This is a genomic window from Microbacterium sp. Cr-K32 (genome assembly GCF_000708345.1).
GTDB lineage: Bacteria > Actinomycetota > Actinomycetes > Actinomycetales > Microbacteriaceae > Microbacterium > Microbacterium maritypicum_A.
On record NZ_JARD01000012.1, the window covers coordinates 324,106 to 344,620 of the forward strand.

The 20,515-nt window shown below is 69.0% G+C and carries 18 protein-coding genes; 3 read left to right on the forward strand and 15 right to left on the reverse strand.

All coding sequences use genetic code 11. The annotated features are described in order from the left end of the window. Nucleotides 1-21: 21 nt before the first annotated feature. The 6 genes from GZ64_RS0105950 to GZ64_RS0105975 form a co-directional block, all read right to left on the reverse strand. Nucleotides 22-786 carry a class I SAM-dependent methyltransferase gene (locus GZ64_RS0105950; protein WP_029265494.1) on the reverse strand — a complete coding sequence of 255 codons (765 nt, stop codon included), beginning with the start codon at nucleotides 784-786 and terminating at the stop codon, nucleotides 22-24. Then, the gene (locus tag GZ64_RS0105955) at nucleotides 783-2,042 is read right to left on the reverse strand and encodes an MFS transporter (protein WP_029265495.1); all 1,260 of its coding nucleotides are present in this window, start codon (nucleotides 2,040-2,042) and stop codon (nucleotides 783-785) included. The genes GZ64_RS0105950 and GZ64_RS0105955 overlap by 4 nt, the downstream gene beginning before the upstream one ends. Next, entirely contained in the window at nucleotides 2,039-2,815 is a 777-nt protein-coding gene (locus tag GZ64_RS0105960) for a fumarylacetoacetate hydrolase family protein (protein ID WP_029259056.1), read from the reverse strand. The genes GZ64_RS0105955 and GZ64_RS0105960 overlap by 4 nt, the downstream gene beginning before the upstream one ends. A 118-nt stretch (nucleotides 2,816-2,933) precedes the next feature. Further along, nucleotides 2,934-4,034, reverse strand: coding sequence for a branched-chain amino acid aminotransferase (locus GZ64_RS0105965; RefSeq protein ID WP_029265497.1), 1,101 nt, complete (start codon nucleotides 4,032-4,034; stop codon nucleotides 2,934-2,936). 60 nt (nucleotides 4,035-4,094) lie between these two features. Next, a complete protein-coding gene (locus GZ64_RS0105970; RefSeq protein WP_021200394.1) occupies nucleotides 4,095-5,138 on the reverse strand; it encodes a 3-isopropylmalate dehydrogenase in 1,044 nt (347 codons plus the stop codon). A gap of 81 nt (nucleotides 5,139-5,219) precedes the next feature. Next, nucleotides 5,220-6,755: an MFS transporter gene (locus GZ64_RS0105975; protein ID WP_021200393.1), complete on the reverse strand. Its 1,536-nt coding sequence runs from the start codon at nucleotides 6,753-6,755 to the stop codon at nucleotides 5,220-5,222. A 95-nt stretch (nucleotides 6,756-6,850) separates the two neighbouring features. Between GZ64_RS0105975 and GZ64_RS0105980 the strand changes: the two genes are divergently transcribed. Beyond that, entirely contained in the window at nucleotides 6,851-7,393 is a 543-nt protein-coding gene (locus tag GZ64_RS0105980; protein ID WP_021200392.1) for a TetR/AcrR family transcriptional regulator, read from the forward strand. Between the two features lie 91 nt (nucleotides 7,394-7,484). On the opposite strand, the gene serA is transcribed toward GZ64_RS0105980, so the two are convergent. The 3 genes from serA to GZ64_RS0105995 form a co-directional block, all read right to left on the reverse strand. Next, the gene (gene serA, locus GZ64_RS0105985; protein ID WP_029259053.1) at nucleotides 7,485-9,089 is read right to left on the reverse strand and encodes a phosphoglycerate dehydrogenase; all 1,605 of its coding nucleotides are present in this window, start codon (nucleotides 9,087-9,089) and stop codon (nucleotides 7,485-7,487) included. A gap of 123 nt (nucleotides 9,090-9,212) precedes the next feature. Further along, nucleotides 9,213-9,548 carry a hypothetical protein gene (locus tag GZ64_RS0105990; RefSeq protein ID WP_029265498.1) on the reverse strand — a complete coding sequence of 112 codons (336 nt, stop codon included), beginning with the start codon at nucleotides 9,546-9,548 and terminating at the stop codon, nucleotides 9,213-9,215. Beyond that, nucleotides 9,545-10,009 carry a hypothetical protein gene (locus tag GZ64_RS0105995; protein ID WP_021200389.1) on the reverse strand — a complete coding sequence of 155 codons (465 nt, stop codon included), beginning with the start codon at nucleotides 10,007-10,009 and terminating at the stop codon, nucleotides 9,545-9,547. Before GZ64_RS0105995 ends, GZ64_RS0105990 begins: the two co-directional genes overlap by 4 nt. An 83-nt stretch (nucleotides 10,010-10,092) precedes the next feature. On the opposite strand from GZ64_RS0105995, the gene GZ64_RS0106000 reads away from it, so the two are divergent. Beyond that, nucleotides 10,093-11,046 carry a hypothetical protein gene (locus GZ64_RS0106000; RefSeq protein WP_029265499.1) on the forward strand — a complete coding sequence of 318 codons (954 nt, stop codon included), beginning with the start codon at nucleotides 10,093-10,095 and terminating at the stop codon, nucleotides 11,044-11,046. A gap of 14 nt (nucleotides 11,047-11,060) precedes the next feature. Here the strand turns inward: GZ64_RS0106000 and GZ64_RS0106005 are convergent, their stop codons facing one another. After that, nucleotides 11,061-11,723, reverse strand: a complete 663-nt coding sequence (locus GZ64_RS0106005; protein WP_029265500.1) for a GntR family transcriptional regulator — start codon at nucleotides 11,721-11,723, stop codon at nucleotides 11,061-11,063. An 86-nt stretch (nucleotides 11,724-11,809) separates the two neighbouring features. Here GZ64_RS0106005 and GZ64_RS0106010 point away from each other — a divergent pair, with 86 nt between their 5' ends. Further along, nucleotides 11,810-14,644, forward strand: a complete 2,835-nt coding sequence (locus tag GZ64_RS0106010) for an FAD-binding and (Fe-S)-binding domain-containing protein (protein WP_029265501.1) — start codon at nucleotides 11,810-11,812, stop codon at nucleotides 14,642-14,644. 75 nt (nucleotides 14,645-14,719) lie between these two features. Here the strand turns inward: GZ64_RS0106010 and GZ64_RS0106015 are convergent, their stop codons facing one another. From GZ64_RS0106015 to GZ64_RS0106035, 5 genes are all read right to left on the reverse strand, one after another. Continuing rightward, entirely contained in the window at nucleotides 14,720-16,060 is a 1,341-nt protein-coding gene (locus GZ64_RS0106015) for an alpha-L-fucosidase (protein WP_029265503.1), read from the reverse strand. Continuing rightward, nucleotides 16,057-17,601, reverse strand: coding sequence for a M81 family metallopeptidase (locus tag GZ64_RS0106020; protein ID WP_331280732.1), 1,545 nt, complete (start codon nucleotides 17,599-17,601; stop codon nucleotides 16,057-16,059). Before GZ64_RS0106020 ends, GZ64_RS0106015 begins: the two co-directional genes overlap by 4 nt. 113 nt (nucleotides 17,602-17,714) lie before the next feature. Next, the gene (locus GZ64_RS0106025) at nucleotides 17,715-18,692 is read right to left on the reverse strand and encodes an ROK family protein (RefSeq protein ID WP_081859684.1); all 978 of its coding nucleotides are present in this window, start codon (nucleotides 18,690-18,692) and stop codon (nucleotides 17,715-17,717) included. 2 nt (nucleotides 18,693-18,694) lie between these two features. Further along, entirely contained in the window at nucleotides 18,695-19,603 is a 909-nt protein-coding gene (locus GZ64_RS0106030) for a carbohydrate ABC transporter permease (protein ID WP_029259044.1), read from the reverse strand. Further along, complete coding sequence (locus tag GZ64_RS0106035; protein ID WP_017830811.1) at nucleotides 19,593-20,498, reverse strand: carbohydrate ABC transporter permease; 906 nt, start codon at nucleotides 20,496-20,498, stop codon at nucleotides 19,593-19,595. The genes GZ64_RS0106030 and GZ64_RS0106035 overlap by 11 nt, the downstream gene beginning before the upstream one ends. Nucleotides 20,499-20,515: the final 17 nt, after the last annotated feature.

Sequence of the window (20,515 nt, forward strand, 5' to 3'; positions counted from 1 at the left end):
ACCGCTGGAGGATCGAAGCGCTCAGCGAGCGGCGCTCACGGCGACCGCGGCACGATGCGCCAGCGGTAGGAAGCCGTTCGCACTCCGCTCGTCGACCATATGGTCGAAAGCGATCCGAAACCGCTGCCGGTCGACCTCGTCGAGACCGGCGTAGAGCGCACCGGCACCGGCCACTCCCCCTTCGACAGACCGCCAGAGGGCTCGCGGATTCGCGCTCCAGGTCCAGTCGAGCTCGGTGACCTCTACGCGCTGTAGCCCGGCCTCCTGCAGCATCCGCCCGAACCCGTCGGCCGTGCGCTCGAAGTCCTCGTCATCCGGGAGCCTCGGCCCCGCGAAGGGCGCGATACCGGCACGCTCGGTGATCTCGGCCCAGAACCACGAGGGAGAGAGCGTCCAGGTCGTCGCCACGACCGCACCCCGGCTGACCCGTCGCAGCTCTGCGGCGGCCGAACGCGGTGACGGGACGTGATTCAACACGAAGTTCGCGATGGCGACGTCGAACGCGCCGTCTGCGAACGGAAGCGCCGGCAAGGTGCCGTCGATGGTGTCGATCCGAGGATGCCGGCGACGCGAGACCGCGCGCATGGTCGACTCCGGCTCGCACGCGGTCACCGTCCATCCCTCGGCGGTCCACATCGCAGCCAGGGTGCCGTCTCCGGCGCCTACGTCGACCAGGCTGCGGCCGTGCGGCTCGCCCAGAGCCTCCCGCATCGCGACGAAGGTCCCGGCGCACAGCGCCGAGTAGGAGGCGGAGTACGCTTCGCCGACCCCGGACCAGTCCTTCACCGTGCTCCCGCGCGAGCCAGCGGAGACAGCGCCACGATCGCGACGACCAGGATGAAGGCTGCGATCCCGAGTCCCGAGTACTGGAAGTTCGACAGCACTACTCCGGCCAGCACCGAGCCGGCCGCAGCCGAGAGGCTCATGAGCGAATCGCTGCGACCCTGTCTGCGCGTGCGGAGCTCGGGCGCGGAGGCCTCGGTGAGCAGCGCCGCCCCGGCGACCGTCGCCGCGCTCCACCCCAGCCCCAGCAGGATGAGCGCGACCATGACACCCCAGGCCTCGGTACCCGTGAACACGGCGAACGCCAGAGCACCGGCGAGCAGCACCTGGCCGAGCAGCACGACCTTGAGTCGGCCCCACCTGTCGGCGAGCACACCGAAGACCGGCGACAGGGCGTACATCCCGCCCACGTGCAGGGCGATCGTGATCCCCACCAGAGCCGAGACATCCGCCGGGGTCGCCGCCATGCCTCCGGCGCCGTGCGCCATGTGCGACAGGTGCACCGGGGTCATGGCCATGACCGACGCCATCACCACGTGAGACCCCGCGATCGCGAAGATCGCATAGCGCGCCACCCGCGGCCGGTCCACTGCCACCGCTCCGGCGGCAGCCGCCGACGCCGTGGCGAGCCGCTGCGCCGCGAGAAGCGGATCAGGGCGCAGCGCGACGATGTAGAGCAGGAGTGCCGCGCACTGCGCAACGAACGAGAACAGATAGGAACCCGTCTGCGGAGGCATCCCGACCGCCTGCCCGACGATCTCTCCCGGTCCCAGCAGGAGGGGCCCGGCAACCCCTCCGATCGTCGTCGACCAGACGACGATCGACAGATCCCGGCCACGGTGCTGCGGGTCGGCGAGATCCGTCGCGGCAAAGCGAGACTGCAGGTTTCCCGCGTTGCCCGCGCCGATCATGAGGATGCCGGCGAGCAGCAGCGGGAAGATGCGCAGGGAGGCGGCGAGGATGACGACCGCGATGCCGACCAGTGCGAACAGGTTGCCGAGCGTGAGCGCACGACGCCGACCGACACGAGCGGCGAGGCGGGCCAGCGGGATCGCGCACGCCGCCGCTCCGAGCGTGACCGAGGCGGTCGCCAGACCGGAGAGCGCGTCGTTCCCCGAGATGTCCGCCGCCAGGAGCGCTCCGAGCGACACCGTGGCACCGAAGGCGATGCCGCCGAGCACCTGCCCGAGCGACAGCACCAGCACGGTGCGTCGCTGGACCGCCGTCTGCTGCGCCGCCGTCAGGGCCACATCGGTCATGACGCGGGTGCGGCGTCCCGCGCGGTGTTGCGAAGGATGCCCAGCCCCGTGATCTCGACCTCGACGACGTCTCCTGCGCCGAAGGTTCCGACGCCCGCCGGCGTGCCCGTCATGATGACATCACCCGGGAGCAGGGTGAACACGGCCGAGGCGTACTCGATGATCGCCGGTACCGAGTGGATCATGTCGGTGAGCGGAGCGTGCTGGCGCACCTCGCCGTTCACCCGCGTCTCGATCGTGGCGGTCGCGGGATCGAAGTCGGTCTCGATCACGGGTCCGAGCGGGCAGAACGTGTCGAAGCCCTTCGCGCGCGCCCACTGTCCGTCCTTGCGCTGCAGATCGCGCGCGGTCACGTCGTTGCCGATCGTGTAGCCCAGCACGTAGTCGAGCGCGTTCTCGGCCTTCACGTTCTTGGCGATCTTGCCGATGACCACGACGAGCTCACCCTCGTACTCGGTGCGATCGGAGAGGGGCGGACGCACGATCGCGTCACCAGGTCCGATCACCGCGGTGTTCGGTTTGAGGAACAGCAGCGGTTCCTCGGGAGCCTCTCCCCCCATCTCGGCCGCGTGGTCGTGATAGTTCTTGCCCACGCAGACGACCTTCGACCGCGGGATCACCGGAGCGAGCAGCGCGGCGTCCGCGAGCGGCACACGGGCGCCGGTGGTCTCGTACCCGGTGAACATCGGGTCTCCGGCGAGCACGACGAGCTCACGCTCGTCGATGATCCCGTACATGATGGCTTCGTCGTGGCTGAACCGGGCGATCTTCATGGGATCCAGCCTAGCGAGGCGTCCCACCCCGCCGAGACGCACCGCAGACACCGAGACCCACACGTGCGCAGGCGGCAGGCGTGGGTCTCGGTGGTGGGCGCGGGTATCGTCCGCGCGGTCAGGCGTCGAGGCGCAGAAGCCAGCCGTGCTTGTCCTCGCGGCGGCCGTACTGGATGTCCGTGAGCTCCTCACGCAGCGAGAGTGCGAGCTCGCCCAGCGGCTGCGGTTCGTCGAACCCGTCTCCGACGAGTGCGCCGATCGGGGTGACGACCGCGGCGGTGCCGCACGCGAACACCTCGACGATGTCGCCGGAGGCCACGCCTTCGCGCCACTCGTCGATCGAGATCGGGCGCTTCTCGACCGTGTAGCCGCGGTCTTCCGCCAGCTGCAGGAGCGAGTCACGCGTGATGCCCTCGAGGATGCTGTCCGACTCGGGGGTGACCACACGTCCGTCCTTGAAGACGAAGACGACGTTCATGCCGCCGAGCTCCTCGACATCGCGCTTCTCGTTGAGGAACACGACCTGGTCGCACCCCTTCGCGCTCGCCTCGCTCTGTGCGAGCAGGCTCGAGGCATAGTTGCCTCCGGTCTTGGCCTTGCCGGTTCCGCCCTTGCCGGCGCGGGCGTACTCCTCGGAGAGCCAGATGCGCACCGGCTTCACCCCGCCGGAGAAGTAGGCGCCTGCGGGGCTCGCGATCACGTAGTAGGCGACCTTCTGCGCGGCGCGCACGCCGAGGAACGCCTCCTTCGCGAACATGAACGGGCGCAGGTACAGGCTCTGGTCAGCGCCGTCCGGAACCCAGCGGCCATCCACGGCGATGAGCTCGCGCAGCGACTGGATGAAGTACTCGGTCGGCAGCTCCGGCAGAGCGAGACGACGAGCGCTGGCCTGCAGACGCGCAGCATTGCGGTCGGGGCGGAACGTGTGGATCGAACCGTCCGCGTGACGGTAGGCCTTGATACCCTCGAAGATCTCCTGCGCGTAGTGCAGCACCGATGCCGCGGGGTCGAGCGGGATCGGACCGTACGGCTGCACGCGAGGACGGTGCCAGCCGCCCTTGGCGGACCAGCAGATGTCGACCATGTGATCGGTGAAGACCACGCCGAAGCCCGGATTCTCCAGCACCTCGGCGAGCCGTGCGGGAGACGCAGCGGTCAGGTTCTTCGTGACGGCGAACTCCAGGGGAGCCACGGTCGCCTCGGCATCGATGGTCGTCATCTCATCATCCATTCCTCGTGGGTGGGCGCATCCTCGCGCCCGTTCAGCCTACGCCTGCAGTCAGAGGCGTGCAGTGATCGCGGAGCCGATCTCCGCCGTGGTGCGAGCCACCGTCCGTGCCGCGATGTCCGCCTCGACCGCGGCACCGACCCGTGCGGATTCCTCGGTGAGTCCGAGGTGGTCGAGCAGCAGCGCGATCGAGAGGATCGCCGCCGTCGGGTCGGCTTTCTGCTGTCCGGCGATGTCGGGCGCTGAGCCGTGGACCGGCTCGAACATCGACGGGAACGCGCCGTCGGGGTTGATGTTCCCCGAGGCGGCGAGGCCGATGCCACCCGTGACCGCGCCCGCGAGGTCGGTGAGGATGTCGCCGAACAGGTTGTCGGTGACGATCACGTCGAAGCGCGAGGGGTCGGTGACCAGGAAGATCGTGGCGGCGTCGACGTGCAGGTAGTCGACCTCGACGTCGGGGTGCTCGGCCGCCACCTCGTTCACGACGCGCTGCCAGATGGCACCGGCGTGCACGAGCACGTTGGTCTTGTGCACCAGCGTGACCTTCTTATGACGACGCTCGGCGAGGTCGAACGCGTAGCGCACGACGCGCTCGACGCCGAAGGCGGTGTTCACCGAGGTCTCGTTCGCGACCTCCTGCGGGGTGCCCTTGCGGATGGCCCCGCCGTTGCCGACGTACGGCCCCTCGGTGCCTTCACGCACCACGACGAAGTCGATGTCGCCGGGCTCGGCCAACGGGCCCGAGGCACCGACGAACAGCTTCGACGGCCGCAGGTTCACGTAGTGGTCGAGGGTGAAACGCAGCTTCAGCAGCAGGCCCCGCTCGATGTTGGCGTCCTTGAGGCGCGGGTCGCCCGGGGTGCCGCCGACCGCGCCGAGCAGGATCGCATCGTTCGCGGAGATCGCGGCGAGGTCATCGTCCGTGAGGGTGTCGCCGGTCTCGAGGAAGCGTCCGGCGCCGAGCGAGAAACGGGTCTTGTCGAAGACCACACCGCTGTCGGCGGTGACGGCGTCGAGCACCTTCTCCGCTTCGGCGATGACCTCGGGACCGATGCCGTCTCCGGGGATGACGGCCAGCTTCACGACACGCGACATGAGACTCCTTGCGCACTGCACGGGGATGGACCGGCTCGGGCTCACCGCAGGGCGAGCGAGCCGGTCCTCCCAGCGTACTGGTCAGTGCGTGGGGGCTTTGCGCAGTGTGACGGCGGCGATCACGCCCGCGACGACGACGAGACCAGCGCCGATCAGCGAGGTCACCATCACCCCGGAGCCGAATGCGGCCGCCGCTGCCTCCCACAGCGCGGTGCCGAGCTGGCCCGGCAGCGCCTGCGCCGCCGTGTAGGCCCCGGCGAGAGTCTCCCCCGCCGCGTGCGCCACGTCTGCCGGCAGGCCCTCCGGAAGCACGAGAGCCCCGCGGTAGAAGGCCGTGATGATGCCACCGAGCACCGCGGTGCCGAGCACCGCACCGAGTTCATAGGCGGTCTCGGAGACCGCACTCGCCGCTCCCGCCTTCGCGGCGGGGGCGCTGGAGAGGATCAGTTCGTTGGAGATCGTCTCGGCGGCACCGATGCCGATGCCGAGCACCACGAATGCGACGACCAGCGGCAGGACGCCGTGCTCGTGCGTCGTGAACGCCACGATCAGGTAGCCGGCCACGGAGAACGCGAGCCCGACGGGGATCACGATGTGCGGCGGGATACGACGGGAGATCGGGACGACCGAGAGTCCGGCCACGATCATCGCGAGCATTCCGGGCACGAGCGCGAGCCCGGCCATCATCGGGGACAGCCCGAGGACGAGCTGCAGGTGCTGCGAGACGAAATAGAGGAAACCGACCAGAGCCACGACGCTCAGCAGGTTGACCAGGATCGCACCGGAGAAGGAGCCCCGACGGAAGAGCGCCATGTCGAGCATCGGCGTCTTGGCACGCAGCTGGCGACGGACGAACAGGTAGCCCATCACGAAGCCGAGCAGCGCCCAGGCTCCGGCCTTGAGACTCGGCCCGTCGACGGCCAGCGACTTGATCGCGTAGACGACCGGGATCATCGTCGCCATCGACAGCGCGATGCTGATCAGATCGATGCGCCCGGGGTTCGGGTCGCGGCTCTCGGGCACCAGCAGCGGCGCGGCGACGAGCAGCGGGATCAACACGGGCACGGCGATGAGGAAGACCGAACCCCATGCGAAGTGCTCGAGGAGAAAGCCGCCGACGATCGGTCCGAGCGCGGAGCCCGCGGAGAACGCCGACGCCCACACGGCGATCGCCATGCGGCGCTGATCGCGATTCTGGAAGATCGAGCGCAGGAGGGAAAGGGTCGACGGCATCAGCATGGCGCCGAAGAAGCCGAGGAGCGCCCGGGCGGCGATCAGCAGCCCGGCAGTGGGCGCGAAGGCGGCCAGTGCGGAGACGGCGGCGAAGCCGGTCGCACCGATCAGCAGCATCTTCCGGCGCCCGAAACGGTCGCCCAGCGTCCCCATCGTGACCAGGAGGCCGGCGAGCACCAGGGGGTACACGTCGATGATCCACAGCTGCTCCGCCCCCGTGGGAGCGAGCGCGATCGAGATCTCGGGGAGCGCGAAGCTCAGCACCGTGTTGTCCACCGACACCAGCAGCACCGGCAGCATGAGGACGACGAGTGCCGCCCAGCCGCGGGCTCCGACGCGGGGAGCGTCCGTCTCTGTCGTCGGGATCGACGCAGTACGGTTCATGGAACACCTCTCAGAATCATGACGGCACGGTTAGTGAACCGTCCAGATGGTATAGTAACAGAATTCCCGCCCCTCCCCTGTGCAGAGGATCCACGATGCCCCGACCTCCCCTCGCCCGCGAGAAGGTGCTCGACGCCTTCGAAGCGATCCTCATCGAAGACGGCGAACGTGCAGCGACGCTCGATGCGACCGCGAAGGCGGCCGGCGTCTCCAAGGGTGGCCTCCTCTACCACTTCGGGTCGAAGGATGAACTGGAGGCAGGGCTCGTCGAGCGGCTCGACCGGCTCACGACGCTCGACCTCGAACGCATGACCGCAGCCGACGAGGGGCCGGTCGCCTACTACGTGCGCACCTCGGTCATGGAGGACGACGCCCTCGATCGCGTGCTGATCGCCACGACGCGGCTGGCCCAGGGCGGATCGATCCCTGCCGCCGACATGCTCCGCGACACGCGACGACGCTGGGCGGAGACGATCCGCCCGCATGTGCGCGACAATGCGAGCCTCGACCTCGTGATGCTCGTGAGCGACGGGCTCTACTTCAACAACTCGCTAGACGTGCACGGCCCCGAGCGGCTCGTCCCCCGCAGCGACGAACTCGCCGAGCTGATCGCCCTCGTCCTCAGAGCCACGGCCTGACCCGCCGAGAGATGAGAAGAGGGCGGGAGCATCACGCTCCCGCCCTCTTCTGCACTTGCGCACTGGCACCGGTGCAGCCAGACCTGTGCGATCAGACCTCGGTGATCTCGATCTGACGGAAGAGGTCGGCGTCGATCGCGTCGCGCACGTCGTCGAGCAGTTCGTCCGAGACCGGCGAGTCCAGGGTCAGCACGCTGAGCGCCTGGGCCCCGGCGGCCTGACGGGCGATCTGCATGCCGGCGATGTTGATGCCGGCCTCCCCGAACTTCTGGCCGTACACGGCGACGATGCCGGGGCGGTCGGTGTAGAGCATCACGACATGGTGCTTCTCGATCGGCAGCTCGAGCCGGTGGTCGTTGATGCCGACGAGCTTCTCGGTCTGCTTCGGACCGGTGAGCGTGCCGGACACCGAGAGCTGCGAGCCGTCGGACAACGCGCCCGCGAGGGTGATGACGTTGCGGTACTCGTCGCTGACGTCATCCTTGAGCAGACGCACCGCGATTCCCCGCTGTTCGGCGAGGAGCGGCGCGTTGACGTAAGAGACCGTCTCGCTGACGATGTTCGTGAAAACGCCCTTGAGCGCAGCGAGCTTGAGCACGCTGACGTCGTAGTCGTTCAGCTCTCCGTGCACCTCGACATCGAGGCTGGTGAGCGGCGACGTCGCGAGTGCCGCGAAGATCTGGCCGAGCTTCTCGACGAGCGAGATGCCGGGACGCACGTAGGGATCGATGACGCCACCCGCGACGTTCACCGCGTCGGGGACGAGGTCGCCGCCGAGCGCGAGGCGCACGGAGCGGGCGACCGAGACGCCGGCCTTCTCCTGTGCCTCTTCGGTGCTGGCACCGAGGTGAGGGGTGACCACGACGTTGGGCAGGTCGAGGAGCGGCCGCGCGGTGCCTCCCTCTGCCGGGGGCTCGGAGGTGAACACGTCGAGTCCGGCACCCGCGATCTCGCCCGCGACGAGGGCCGCGTGCAGCGCCTCCTCGTCGATCAGCCCACCGCGTGCGACGTTGACCACGAAGGCGGTCGGCTTCATGGCCGCGAACTGCTCGGCACCGATCATGCCGGTCGTCTCCGGCGTCTTCGGCATGTGGATCGTCAGGAAGTCCGACTCCGCCACGAGCTCGTCGAGCGAGAGCAGCTGCACGCCGAGCTGCTGTGCGCGGGCAGACGTGACATAGGGGTCGTAGGCGACGACCCGCATGTCGAAAGCCGCGAGGCGCGCGGCGACGAGGGCGCCGATGCGGCCGAGACCGACGATGCCGACCGTCTTCTCGAACAGCTCGGCGCCGGTGAAGGAGCTGCGCTTCCAGGCACCGGCAGACAGTGAGGCATGCGCCGCCGGGATGCGGCGGGCGAGGCTCAGGATGTGGCCCACCGTGAGCTCGGCGGCGGAGACGATGTTCGAGGTCGGCGCGTTGACGACCATGACGCCGGCAGCCGTGGCCGCCTTGATGTCGACGTTGTCGAGGCCCACTCCGGCGCGGGCGACCACCTTCAGCTTCGGGGCGTGCCCCAGCGCTTCCTCATCGATGCGCGTCGCCGAGCGGACCAGCACGGCATCGGCATCCGCGAGCGCCGCGAACAGCGCCTCGCGGTCGGTGCCGTCGACGTCACGGACGTCGAAGTCGGGACCGAGAGCGTCGATCGTGGCGGGAGAGAGTACTTCGGCGATAAGCACGACAGGCTTCGGCACAGTGGATCCTTCGGGGCAGCGCGGCAGGGGCCGATGCGCCGCACACCATGGGGGCGCGATCGCGTCAACTCTACCGGAGCAGACGCAGCCCTCCGTGCCGTGTGACGCGGCACGGCAGGCCGCTCACGCGCTGGGCATCGTGAGGCTCAGCGCGATCAGACTCATCCAGAACACCGCGACGACGCCGAGTCCGGCGAGGAACACGAGCGCCAGTTCGCCGACACGGCGCCGCCGGCCGATCACATAGGCGAAGACGAACACGATCGCGGGGAAGGCGACGCCGAACAGCAGCGTCGCCCACCCGCCGCCACTCAGTCCGGTCTGGGCCATCGTGATGAGGTGCGCGACGGCATTCCAGACCGCGTAGGCGTAGAAGAGTCCTGCCAGGCCGATGACGAGCCCGACGAGCCAACGCGGAGAATCCGCGGATGCCTGCGCTTCGTTCGACGACGTGGTCATGATCCGATCACCCCCACGGTGACGAAGGGCCAGGGGACGAGGAGCACGACCCCCGCGAACAGCACGGCGACGCGGATCCAGGCCGCACTCCCCCGTGTGAGCACCCAGGTCGCCAGGAACCACAGCGCGGGCGCAGCGATCGCGAGGAAGAACCACGGCAGGAACATCACGTCGGAGACGAGGAAGGATGCCAGCGGCTGCAACCGGAGCCCTCCGACGATCCAGCCGATCGTGTAGAGGAGGTAGACGCCGCCGACGACACCGACGAGCAGCAGCATCGGGGTGCTCAGCCCCGAGGGCTCGTCGTCGGTCGCCGGTGTGACGGTGCCGTCGTCCTCGATCGTCCCGACGTCGTCGCTGCCCTTGCCGACGGCGTTCCAGCCGTGCGGAAGCGCGCGATCCTTCGGTGTCGAGGCCTCGTCGCCGTCCCAGCTGAGCGCGTCGTCGGAATCGGAAGTCATGTCCCCAGCGTAGGACACCCGGTCCACTAGGATCGGGGTTGCCTTGAGCCGGAACGGCGGGCACCGGAGGGGAAGGGAACACCGTGGCTGCGAGCGAGAACGCCGAGACCGGGAACAGCGACGCCCGCGTCGCCCAGTCCGCGAAGAGCACGGCGACCGAACCGCCTGCCGGTTGGGTCCCCACCCCCGAAGCCAAGGCCAAGGCGACGCGCTTCCGCTGGATCGCCGCCATCCTCTGGGCTGTCGCGATCATCGGCGAAGGCGTCGGCATCTTCTGGCTCCTGCGCCAGCGTGTGTTCGTCGGCGAAGACGGCACCCTCGTCCGCAACCCCGACACCGGCCTGCTCGAGGAGCAGGGTGTCACCGCGACGTTCCCGCAGTGGGCGTTCATCACGCTCCTCGTGCTGCTCGTCGTGATCGCGGCCCTGTCCATCACCGGCTCGGTGCTGTGGAAGAAGGCCAACCGCCTCGACCCCGCGCTCAGGGCGGACAAGACGCGGTTCTTCGTACAGAACCAGCTCGGTGCGATCGTCGCAGTCGTGGCGTTCCTCCCGCTGGTCATCCTGATCTTCCTCAACAAGGACATGGACAAGGGCCAGAAGACCACGGCTGGAATCGTCGGCGTCGTCCTCGCGGCCCTGGCCGTCTTCATCGGCGTCGACTTCGCTCCGGCGTCCGTCGAGCAGTACACGGCCGACCAGTCGGCCGTGATCCAGCTCCTGGGCAAGGACGAGGTGGTCTGGGTCGACGGCGGCAAGGTCTACCACGTCTGCGATGACGTCCCGGCGATCCAGACCGGGAGCGAGATCCGCACCGGCACGACCGCACAGGCCGTCGAGGCGGGCAAGATCCGGCTGACCCTGCAGTTCGCTTCGGAACTGCGCGCCTGCGACCTTCCCGTCCCCGAGAACGACGAGCAGATCACCGAGGCGCTGCGATCGATCCAGGCAGGCCAGACCGACACCATGCTCCCCGCACCGGTGTGGGCTGATCCGGCCGAAGCCCCGATCGTGGTCGAGGAAGCTCCGGCGGAGTGACGGCCCGCTCGACGCTACTCCGCGTCGAGTGCCTCCACCAGCCGCTGCTCGGCCGACGACAGGTGCGCGTCGAGAAGAGCCGCTGCCCGTTCTCCGTCGCCTGAAGCGACCGCGTCGAGGATCTCGGCATGCTGCGACGCGATCACCGAGGCGTCGAGAAGCCGGCGCCCCTGCACCTGCGCCATGCACAGCCGCACTTCGTCGAGCACGCTGCGGTACATGCGCCCGGTGCGTTCGCTGTCGAGTGCATCGATGATGGCGGTGTGGAACCGCAGATCGGGGTTCACGGTCGCCGGGTCGGGACCCGGGGGCATCGCGAGGATCTCCGCATTCGCATCGCGCGCCGCGCTCGGCACGGTGCTGGTCTTCGCGAGCTCGCGAAGCGCCGCGCTCTCGAGTCGGGCCCTGGTGCGGTAGACGTCACGCACTGTCGCGGGGTCGATCCCGACCACACGCGCGCTTCGATGCGCGGTGCGCACGAGCAGGCCACTGGCGACGAGCTGTTCGATCGCCGCTTTCGCGCTGGGACGCGCAACTCCGAAGGTCTGCGACACGGCCGCTTCCGTGATTGGATCCCCCGAGCGGATCTCGCCGCCGAGGATACGACCGCGCAGCTGGGCGGTGACGGCATCCACGACGCCGACGATCCCCAGCGGTGCGTCCGAAGTGGTGGTCATGTGGGTCAGCCTATCGAAGCGCCGCACGCTCGGTACACTTGTCTGACAATCTCGTTGATCACCTTCCGACGGAGCAGAGGAGCACCGTGCCGACCACCCTCGCCGAACCGCTGGACCCCGCCCTGCTGGGCCCCGCGACTCAGGTCCATTCGCGCTCCATCGACCGCTTCGCCCGCGCCCACGACGCCTCCCACTACCTGCTGATCCCGGATGCGGTGCTCTCCCCCGCGGATGCCGAAGGGGTGGCACGCGCCTTCGGAGCCGTTCGCGCCGCCGGCCGCACGATGACGTTCCGCTCCGGGGGCACCAGCCTCTCCGGGCAGAGCGTGAGCGGGGACATCCTCGTCGACACCCGCAGCAGCTTCCGCGAGATCCGCGTGGAAGACGACGGCGCGACCGTGCGCGTCGGCCCCGGCGCCACCGTGCGCCAGGTCAACACCAGACTCACGCGCTATCGCCGCAAGCTCGGCCCCGACCCCGCCAGCGAGATCGCCTGCACGATCGGCGGAGTCGTCGCGAACAACTCCAGTGGAATGGCCTGCGGCATCACCGAGAACTCATACCGGACGATCGAGTCGATGACGATCGTGCTCCCGAGCGGAACGATCCTCGACACCGGCCGTCCGGATGCGAACGAACTGCTGCACGCCGCGGAACCCGCGATCGCCGAGGGCCTGCTCGATCTGCGGGCACGTCTGCTCGCCTCGCCCGAGCGCGTCGCCTTCCTGCGCCAGCAGTTCTCCATGAAGAACACCATGGGTTACGGGCTGAACGCGCTCCTCGACTTCGATGACCCCGTGCGCATCCTGGAGCACCTCATCATCGGCTCCGAGGGCACACTCGCCTTCGTTGCCGAGGCCCGCTTCCGCACGATCGAGGTACGCCCGTCGATCGCGACGGGGCTGCTCGTGTTCGAGACGCTGTCCGCCGCGATGACGGCACTTCCCGACCTCACCCGACTCGGACTCGCCACCATCGAGCTCATGGACGCCGCCTCCCTCCGGGTCGCGCAGGGGTTGAGCGACGTCCCGGCATCGATCGCGGAGATCGAGGTGCAGGGGCACGCCGCTCTCCTGGTGGAGGTGCACGCCTCCGACGACGATGCGCTCAGGGAGGCGAGTGCGACGGCACAGGCGCATTTCGAGGCACTGCCGCTCGCCGTGGCACCGCGCCTCACCACGGACTCCGGAGAACGCGCTTCACTGTGGCACGTGCGCAAAGGTCTCTACACCGCGGTCGCCGGCGCCCGCGCCTCGGGAACGACGGCTCTCCTCGAGGACATCGTGGTGCCGGTGCCGCGTCTTCTCCACACGTGCGAGCGACTCATCGAGCTGTTCGCCGCGCACGGGTACGAGGGCTCGGTGATCTTCGGGCACGCCAAGGACGGCAACGTCCACTTCCTCCTCAACGAGCGTTTCGACGATGCCGACAGCATCGCGCGCTATCGGCGCTTCACCGATGATCTGGTGGACCTCGTGCTGTCCCAGCAGGGATCGCTGAAGGCCGAGCACGGGACCGGGCGCATCATGGCGCCGTTCGTACGCCGCCAGTACGGTGACGAGCTCACCGACATGATGTGGGAGATCAAGGGCCTCCTCGACCCCGACGGCATCCTGAATCCGGGGGTGGTCCTCTCCGACGACCCGGACTCCTACCTGCATGACCTCAAGCGGGTGCCGACGGTCGAGGGCGAGGTCGACCGCTGCGTCGAATGCGGGTACTGCGAACCGACCTGTCCGAGCAAGAGCATCACCCTCACGCCTCGACAGCGCATCGTGATCCGCCGCGACATGGCGTGGGCCGAGGAGCAGGGCGACACCGAGCTGCTGCGCGACCTGCAGAAGGACTACGACTACGACGGCGTCCAGACGTGTGCGGTCGACGGCATGTGCGGCGTGGCCTGTCCGGTCGACATCAACACCGGCGACCTCGTGCGTCGGCTTCGTGCGGAGCAGTCGAACGCGATCGAAGGCGCGGTGTGGGGCGTGGCCGCGAAGCACTGGGGCACGGTCACCCGGGCCGGAGGGGTCGCGCTCACCGTCGCCGATGCCCTCCCCGCTCCGCTCGTGCGCGGCGTCACGCAGCTCGGCCGCGCGGTCCTCGGCACCGACACCGTGCCCCTCTACGACGGCGGGCTCCCCCACGGCGGCTCGAAGCCCCCGCGCCCGGAGTCGCCGACCGATGCGCAGGCCGTCTTCTTCGGCGCCTGCATCGGGACGATGTTCGGTGCGGAGGGCGAGGGCGAGGGATCTCGGGATGCCCTGCGTGCACTGCTCGACCGGGCGGGGATCCCCGTCGTGATCCCCGAGGAGAACGGCGGACTCTGCTGCGGCACACCGTGGAAGTCGAAGGGCCATCTCGACGGATACGCACGCATGTCGGACCGGGTCCTGGAGTCGTTGTGGGTCGCGAGCCGGCACGGCGAGCTTCCCGTGGTGTGCGATGCGGCGTCCTGCACCGAGGGCCTGGACGTGATGCTCGCACAGTCGGTCGCGAAGAACCCCCGGTACGCCGGGCTGCGTATCGAGGACGCCACGACCTTCGTGGCCCGCGAGGTGCTGCCGAAGCTGACCGTCACGGCGAAGCTGCCCACCATCGCGGTGCATCCGACCTGTTCCACGACGGCGCTCGGGGCGACCGGGGCGCTGACCGCGATCGCCGGAGCCGTCGCCGACGACGTGTTCGTCCCCGAGGGGTGGGGCTGCTGCGCCTTCGCCGGGGACCGCGGCATGCTGCACCCCGAGCTCACGGCCAGCGCGACCGCTCAGGAGTCGGCGGAGATCGCGGAGGCCGAGAGCACGCGCGGCGACTTCGATGCGTTCGTGTCGGCCAACCGCACCTGCGAGATCGGGATGACACGTGCCACAGGGCGACCGTATCGGCATGTGGTCGAGGTGCTCGAGGAGCTCACCCGCCCCTGAGCGCGGGCGCACACAGCGAGGGCCCTCCCGACTCGTGGTCGGGAGGGCCCTCGCCTCGTCGCGATCCGATCCGTCTCAGCCTGCGGACAGGACCGCGACAGCCTCTTCGCGCAGACCGGCCGGGATCACGACGACCGCGCTGTCCTGCGCCGACCGCTCGGCGACGGACCCGTCCGACCAGCGCAGATCGCGCGTGCGCAGTTCATCGGGCAACCCGATCGTGCCGACGCTCGGGTCGAGCGCGTGCATGTGCACCGTCGCCCCTGTGGTCGTGTAGCGACGCGGAGCGCCGCTCCGCTCCCCCATCCGGATCCACGGTCGTGTGCCGTAGATCGCGTGCCCGTTCGCCTGCAGCCACGCACCCAGCTCGCGCATCGCGCTCCGCTGCAGTTCCGGGATCGAGCCGTCGGCCGCAGGGCCCACGTTGATCAGCAGATTGCCGTTCTTGGCCACGACGTCGACGAGCAGGCGGATGAGCGCCGCACCGGACAGCGAGTGCCGCTCGTCCTCCGCCTGGTTGAAGCCGAACGAGTAGCCGAGGCCGCGGGTCGACTCCCATGGCTCCGGGATGATCTCGGGGATGTCCGTGTATTCGCGGGTGAGGAAGCCGTGGTACGGCACACCCCAGCGGTCGTTGACGACACCATCCGGTACGGCATCGAAGTACCGCTCCAGGAGCGCGGCGACCGCGTACTCGTCACGCCCCTTGCCACCGTCCGGCCACTCGATGTCGTTCCAGAGCACGTCGGGCGAGAAGCGCGCCACGAGCTCGTCGAGTTGTGCGGCGGAGTAGCGGGCGAAGTGCGCGTCGTTGCGACGGAACCGGAACAGATCGGTGTCCGATTCGATCGCCGGGAAGTCGCTCACGTGCCAGTCGAGCGCGCCCGAGTAGTAGACGCCGAACTTCGCACCCGCCCGGCGGGTGGCATCGTGGAACTCGGAGATCAGGTCACGGCGCGGACCACGAGCCACCGCGTTGAAGCCGGTCGTCGCGGTGTCCCACAGACAGAACCCCTCGTGGTGCTTCGTCGTGGGGATGACGTACCGGGCTCCCGCGCCGACGAGCTCGCCCACGAAGGCATCCGCGTCGAACGCCGAGGCATCCCACCGATCGGCGAGGTCCTCGTACGAGGTGCCCGGCCCGAACAGCTGCTGGTGCCGCTCCCACGTGGGGCTGCCGGCGATGCGCACGGTGTTGCCGTACCACTCGGCGTACTGGTGCCAGGCGTACGCGTCCTCGGTCGGGATGTTCACGCCCTCGCCGTGCTGCACGGCCCACGCCGGCACCGAGTAGAGACCCCAGTGCACGAAGAAGCCGAGCTTCGCGTCGCGGTACCAGTCGGGCACACCCTGCGTGGGGTACGTCGGAGCGTCCGCGCCGAGGTCCGGTCCGGTGCGCTTCTCGAAGTTCATCATGCGCTCTGCTCCTCAGGGGTTCCGCGACGGACGACGACCGCGGTGAGATCGGGATTCCCGTTCGGGTCGAAGGGGTAGACGCCGGGCCGCAGGCGGTGGTGGCCCAGACGCAGCAGGTCCTGATCGACACCTCCGGGCGTCAATGCGAGGGTCCAGCCCACGGCGAGCTTGTACAGCTCCGGTTCGAGGTAGCCGATCTTCACCACGACGATGTCGGCGCTCGTGGGCTCGAGCCCCAGCATCCGGAAATCCGAGAGGTGGTGGAACGGCTTGCGGCGCTCGGTGATGATGGCGTGCAGCCCGCCCACTGCGATCACGACCTGCGTGCCCGCATCGGGATCCCCGTCGGTGATGGAGAACACGGTCCCGGTGATCGGCACGGGGCCGTGCGGGCCTGCGTCGACCCCTGCGCCGGCGTCGAGGGTGACGGTGGCGCCGACACCGGCGGCCGCTGCCTGGGTGACGGCCACGGGATCGAAGATCGAGGCGACCAGCGTGGTGCGGCTGCCGTCGGTGAGCTCCGCACGCTGCAGCAGGTGCGCGAGCGTCCAGGTCACGTCGCCCGCACCACCGGCGGTCGGGTTGTCGCCCGAGTCCGAGATCAGGTACGGATGCGGCGCTCCCGGGGCGAGCGCCTTCTCGAGCGCCTCATCGAGGGATCCGGTCTCGGCCACGAAGACGAAGTCCTCGCGGGCGTCCCAGAACATCCGCGCCACGCGCTCGGCCTCACGGGCGATCAGCTCCTCGTCGTCACCGGTGACCACGACGTACGCCTGGCACCGCGGCTCATCCGCCCAGGCATAGCCGATCCACACCGAGGCGTCGACGACGCCGGGAAGCGCTTCGATCTCGGGCAGCTGCGCGTAGATGCTGCGCGCCGGCTCCAGGCGGGTGCTGGTCTTCTCCCCGGGCAGCAGCACCGGGACCGGCACCCACGCCGTGAACGGGCGCCGACGCAGCGGGTCGGTGCCGTGCGGCCCCCGCAGTCGCGAGAGCAGGTTCCACACCGCCCTCTCCTTGGTGTTCATCCAGTCCTCGTGCGGCGCCATCCGGTAGCAGGTCAGCAGATCGACCGCGTCGCGCAGCACCTCTGAGACGTTGCCGTGCAGATCCATCGACGTCGACACCAGCGTGTCGGGGCCGAGGGCTGCGCGCACCGCGAGAGCGAGATCCCCCTCGGCGTCCTCCATGCCGACGACGCTCATGGCGCCGTGGATGTCGAAGAAGAAGCCGTCGAAGGGCCCCTGCGTGCGGATGCCCTCCACGATCGCATCCTTCATCCGGTGGTAGGTCTCCGGAGCCACGGCGCCGCCCGGCAGAGAGCGTCCGTGTGTGAGCGGCACCCACTCCGCGGCGGCTTCGAGCTCGCGCCCGTCCTCGAGGAAGGGATAATACGCGCGCAGGGCCTCTCCGGTGCGGACCGTGAAGGCCTCGTCACCGGAGATATGAGGGGAGAACGTGCTCGACTCGATCGAGATCCCGGCGATGCCGATGCGGGGTCTCGGGAGCCCGCCGTCTACGACGGAAGGAAGGGAACCCATCCAGATCTCGTGGGCTTCGGGACGTGCAGTCACGTGGTGTGCTCCTTGTCGGGGGTCGTCGGGTGGACTCATCGGGTGTTCGGGGGCCATCGGGTGTTCGGTGCGAACCGGGATCAGTGTGCTCGTGCCGGCACGAGGGCACGGCGGGCGGTCTCGATGGCGCCGAGAGCGACGGCATCGGAACCGAGGACGGCGGGGATGATGCGCAGCGGGATGCCCGATACCGGGGAGTCCGTGCGCAGCGTGCGCGCGATCGCCGGCTCGAGGAGGTCCCAGGCGGTGGCGACGCCGCCGCCCACGATCGCACAGGGCAGATCGATGATCGTCGCCGCACTGGCACACGCGAGCGCGAGCGCGTGTCCGGCGGCGTCGAACACCGCGATCGCGTCCACGTCGCCCTGTCGGGCACGGTCGGCGACGTCTCTGGCGTCGAGGATCGGTCCCGCCGTGCGCTCCTGAAAGCGCAGTGCGATCGAGGTGCCCGACGCCAATGTCTCCAGATGGCCGGTCTGGCCACAGGTGCACACGAGCTCGCTGTAGCCGGGGGTGTGTCCGATCTCCCCCGCCGCACCGTGCGGACCGTGATGGAGTTCACCGTCGATCATGAGCGCACCGCCGACGCCCGTGCCGAGCATCACGCCGAGCACATCGCGGTCCGTGCGCCCGTCGGCGGCGGCCTCGCCGAGCAGGAAGGCGTTGACGTCGTTCTCGACACGTACGGGGACGCCGAGACGTGCTTCGAGTTCGTCCGCCAGGGGGAACCCCGCCCACCCGACGAAGGTGGCCGATGCCGCGCGGATCGTCCCGGTCTCATGGTCGATGACCCCCGCTGCGCCGACCCCTGCCGCGACGAGTGTCACGTCGGCCTCGGCGACCAGCGCGCGGGTGAGTTCTGCCGCCGCATCGGCCATCGCGCCTCCGCCGAGGGCAGCGGGTGCCGGGACGCTTCCCCTGGCGAGGACTGTTCCTTCGGCACTGACGAGGAGGGCCGCGATCTTGGTGCCGCCGATGTCGATCCCGACCAGACCGGTGCCGTCGGGGAGGACGATGCCGTCGACGGGCATGGTGGTGCGCTGTTCCTGACCGATCATGCTCAGCGCCCGCCCAGTCCTGCCATCGCGATGCCCTTGACGAGGTGCTTCTGCAACACGATCACGAGAATCGTCGTCGGCACCATCGAGATGATGGCCGCGGCCATCTGCAGGTCCCACCGCGTGCCGGTGAGTCCTGCGAAGCTCGCGAGTCCGACGGGGAGCGTTCCGTGCGCGTTGTAGTCGACCGTCACGATCAGCGGCCACAGGTAGCTGTTCCAGAACGAGAGGAACGTGAACACCGCGAGCACCGCCACGGCCGACTTCGACAGGGGAAGGATGATCTGCAGGAACGAGCGCACGGGGCCGGCGCCGTCGACGCGTGCCGCCTCCTCCAGCTCGTACGGGATGCCGCGGAAGAACTGCCGCATCAGGAACGTGCCGAAGGCCCCGAAGGCGAAGGGCAGGATCAGCGCCTGGTAGGTGTCGACCCAGTTGAACCACTGCATCACCTGGAACATCGGGATGACGAGGACTTCGGCCGGCACCATGAGCGTCGCGAGGAACAGCACGAACACCGCGTCGCGGCCCTTCCAGCGCAGACGCCCGAAGGCGTACCCTGCCGTGGTCGAGACGACCAGAACGACGAGGGTGCCGCCGATCGCGACGATGAAGGAGTTCATGATGTAGGTCAGGAACGGCCCGTAGGCGAACACGTCGACGAAGTTGCTCCACCGCAGCTCGGAACCCACCAGGGTCGGCGGCATCGAGAACATCTCGGCGTTCGGCTTGAGCGCCGAGAAGAACGCGTAGATCAGCGGGGAGATGAAGATCAGCGCCGCGATGTAGATCGCGACATGGGCGAGGATCAGTCGCGCGCGGGCACCCGGTGTGGTCGCCGCGCCGCGCGCACGCTCCCGATCGGAGCGGCCGGCACGGCCCGTGGGGCGGACGAGGGTCTCAGTGCTCATAGTGCACCCACTTCTTCTGCGCGGCGAACTGGAGCCCGGTGATCGCGATGATGATCGCGAAGAGGATCCACGCGGCTGCGGCGGCGAGGCCGAGGTCGCCGAAGGTGAACCCCTGCTCCCAGATGTACATGACGAGCGGCTTGGTGGCGTTGCCGGGACCGCCGCCGGTGAGCATCTGCGGCTGGACGAACACCTGCAGGGAGGTGATCATCGTCATGATCGTCGCGAAGAAGATCGACGGCGAGATCATCGGGATGATGATGCTCCATACCCGGCGGAACCCTCGGGCGCCGTCGATGCTCGCCGCCTCCAGCACGCTCTCGGGGAGCTGCTCGAGAGCGGCCGAGAAGATCAGCATGTTGTAGCCGAGCCCCTGCCAGACGCTCATCACGACGACCATGATCATGGCCCATGACGGGTCGGCGAGGAAGTTCGGCAGCTCGATGCCGAACCAGGTCTGCGAGAGACCGTTGAACAGCCCCTGCGGCTGCAGCATCATCTTCCACACCAGCACGTTGGCGACCATCGGAGTCACCACGGGGATGAAGAAGAGCACGCGCAGGGCTCCTCGTCCGCGGATTCGCGATCCGAGGCCGAGAGCGAGCACGAGCGAGAGAGCGACGCTCAGCGGCACGTAGAGCAGGGTGTACACCGCCGAGTTGCGCAGCGCCGGCCAGAAGTCGGGGCTGCTGGTGAACAGCTTGACGTAGTTGTCCACGCCGTTGAAGGTCCGCTCGCCGAAGGTCGGCCAGTCGAAGACGCTCATCACGATCGAGAGCCCGACGGGCACGATCGTGAACAGGGCGAGCCCGATCAGGGCGGGGCTTGCGAACCCCAGCGCCTGACCGGCCTCCACCTTGGCGAGCGATCGTCGACGTCTCGTCGTGATCGTCATCTCAGTTCTTTCTCTGT

Bases quoted from the DNA above. Each gene is read 5' to 3' on its own strand.
- GZ64_RS0105960 (WP_029259056.1), bottom strand. From the start codon at position 2,815: ATGAAGATCGCCCGGTTCAGCCACGACGAAGCCATCATGTACGGGATC.
- GZ64_RS0105980 (WP_021200392.1), top strand. From the start codon at position 6,851: ATGCCCCGACCTCCCCTCGCCCGCGAGAAGGTGCTCGACGCCTTCGAA.
- GZ64_RS0106015 (WP_029265503.1), bottom strand. From the start codon at position 16,060: ATGATGAACTTCGAGAAGCGCACCGGACCGGACCTCGGCGCGGACGCT.
- GZ64_RS0105965 (WP_029265497.1), bottom strand. From the start codon at position 4,034: ATGACGACCATCGATGCCGAGGCGACCGTGGCTCCCCTGGAGTTCGCC.
- GZ64_RS0106030 (WP_029259044.1), bottom strand. From the start codon at position 19,603: ATGAGCACTGAGACCCTCGTCCGCCCCACGGGCCGTGCCGGCCGCTCC.
- GZ64_RS0106005 (WP_029265500.1), bottom strand. From the start codon at position 11,723: ATGACCACCACTTCGGACGCACCGCTGGGGATCGTCGGCGTCGTGGAT.
- GZ64_RS0106035 (WP_017830811.1), bottom strand. From the start codon at position 20,498: ATGACGATCACGACGAGACGTCGACGATCGCTCGCCAAGGTGGAGGCC.
- GZ64_RS0105990 (WP_029265498.1), bottom strand. From the start codon at position 9,548: ATGACCACGTCGTCGAACGAAGCGCAGGCATCCGCGGATTCTCCGCGT.
- GZ64_RS0105975 (WP_021200393.1), bottom strand. From the start codon at position 6,755: ATGAACCGTACTGCGTCGATCCCGACGACAGAGACGGACGCTCCCCGC.
- GZ64_RS0106025 (WP_081859684.1), bottom strand. From the start codon at position 18,692: ATGATCGGTCAGGAACAGCGCACCACCATGCCCGTCGACGGCATCGTC.
- GZ64_RS0105995 (WP_021200389.1), bottom strand. From the start codon at position 10,009: ATGACTTCCGATTCCGACGACGCGCTCAGCTGGGACGGCGACGAGGCC.
- GZ64_RS0105970 (WP_021200394.1), bottom strand. From the start codon at position 5,138: ATGTCGCGTGTCGTGAAGCTGGCCGTCATCCCCGGAGACGGCATCGGT.
- GZ64_RS0105955 (WP_029265495.1), bottom strand. From the start codon at position 2,042: ATGACCGATGTGGCCCTGACGGCGGCGCAGCAGACGGCGGTCCAGCGA.
- GZ64_RS0106020 (WP_331280732.1), bottom strand. From the start codon at position 17,601: ATGGGTTCCCTTCCTTCCGTCGTAGACGGCGGGCTCCCGAGACCCCGC.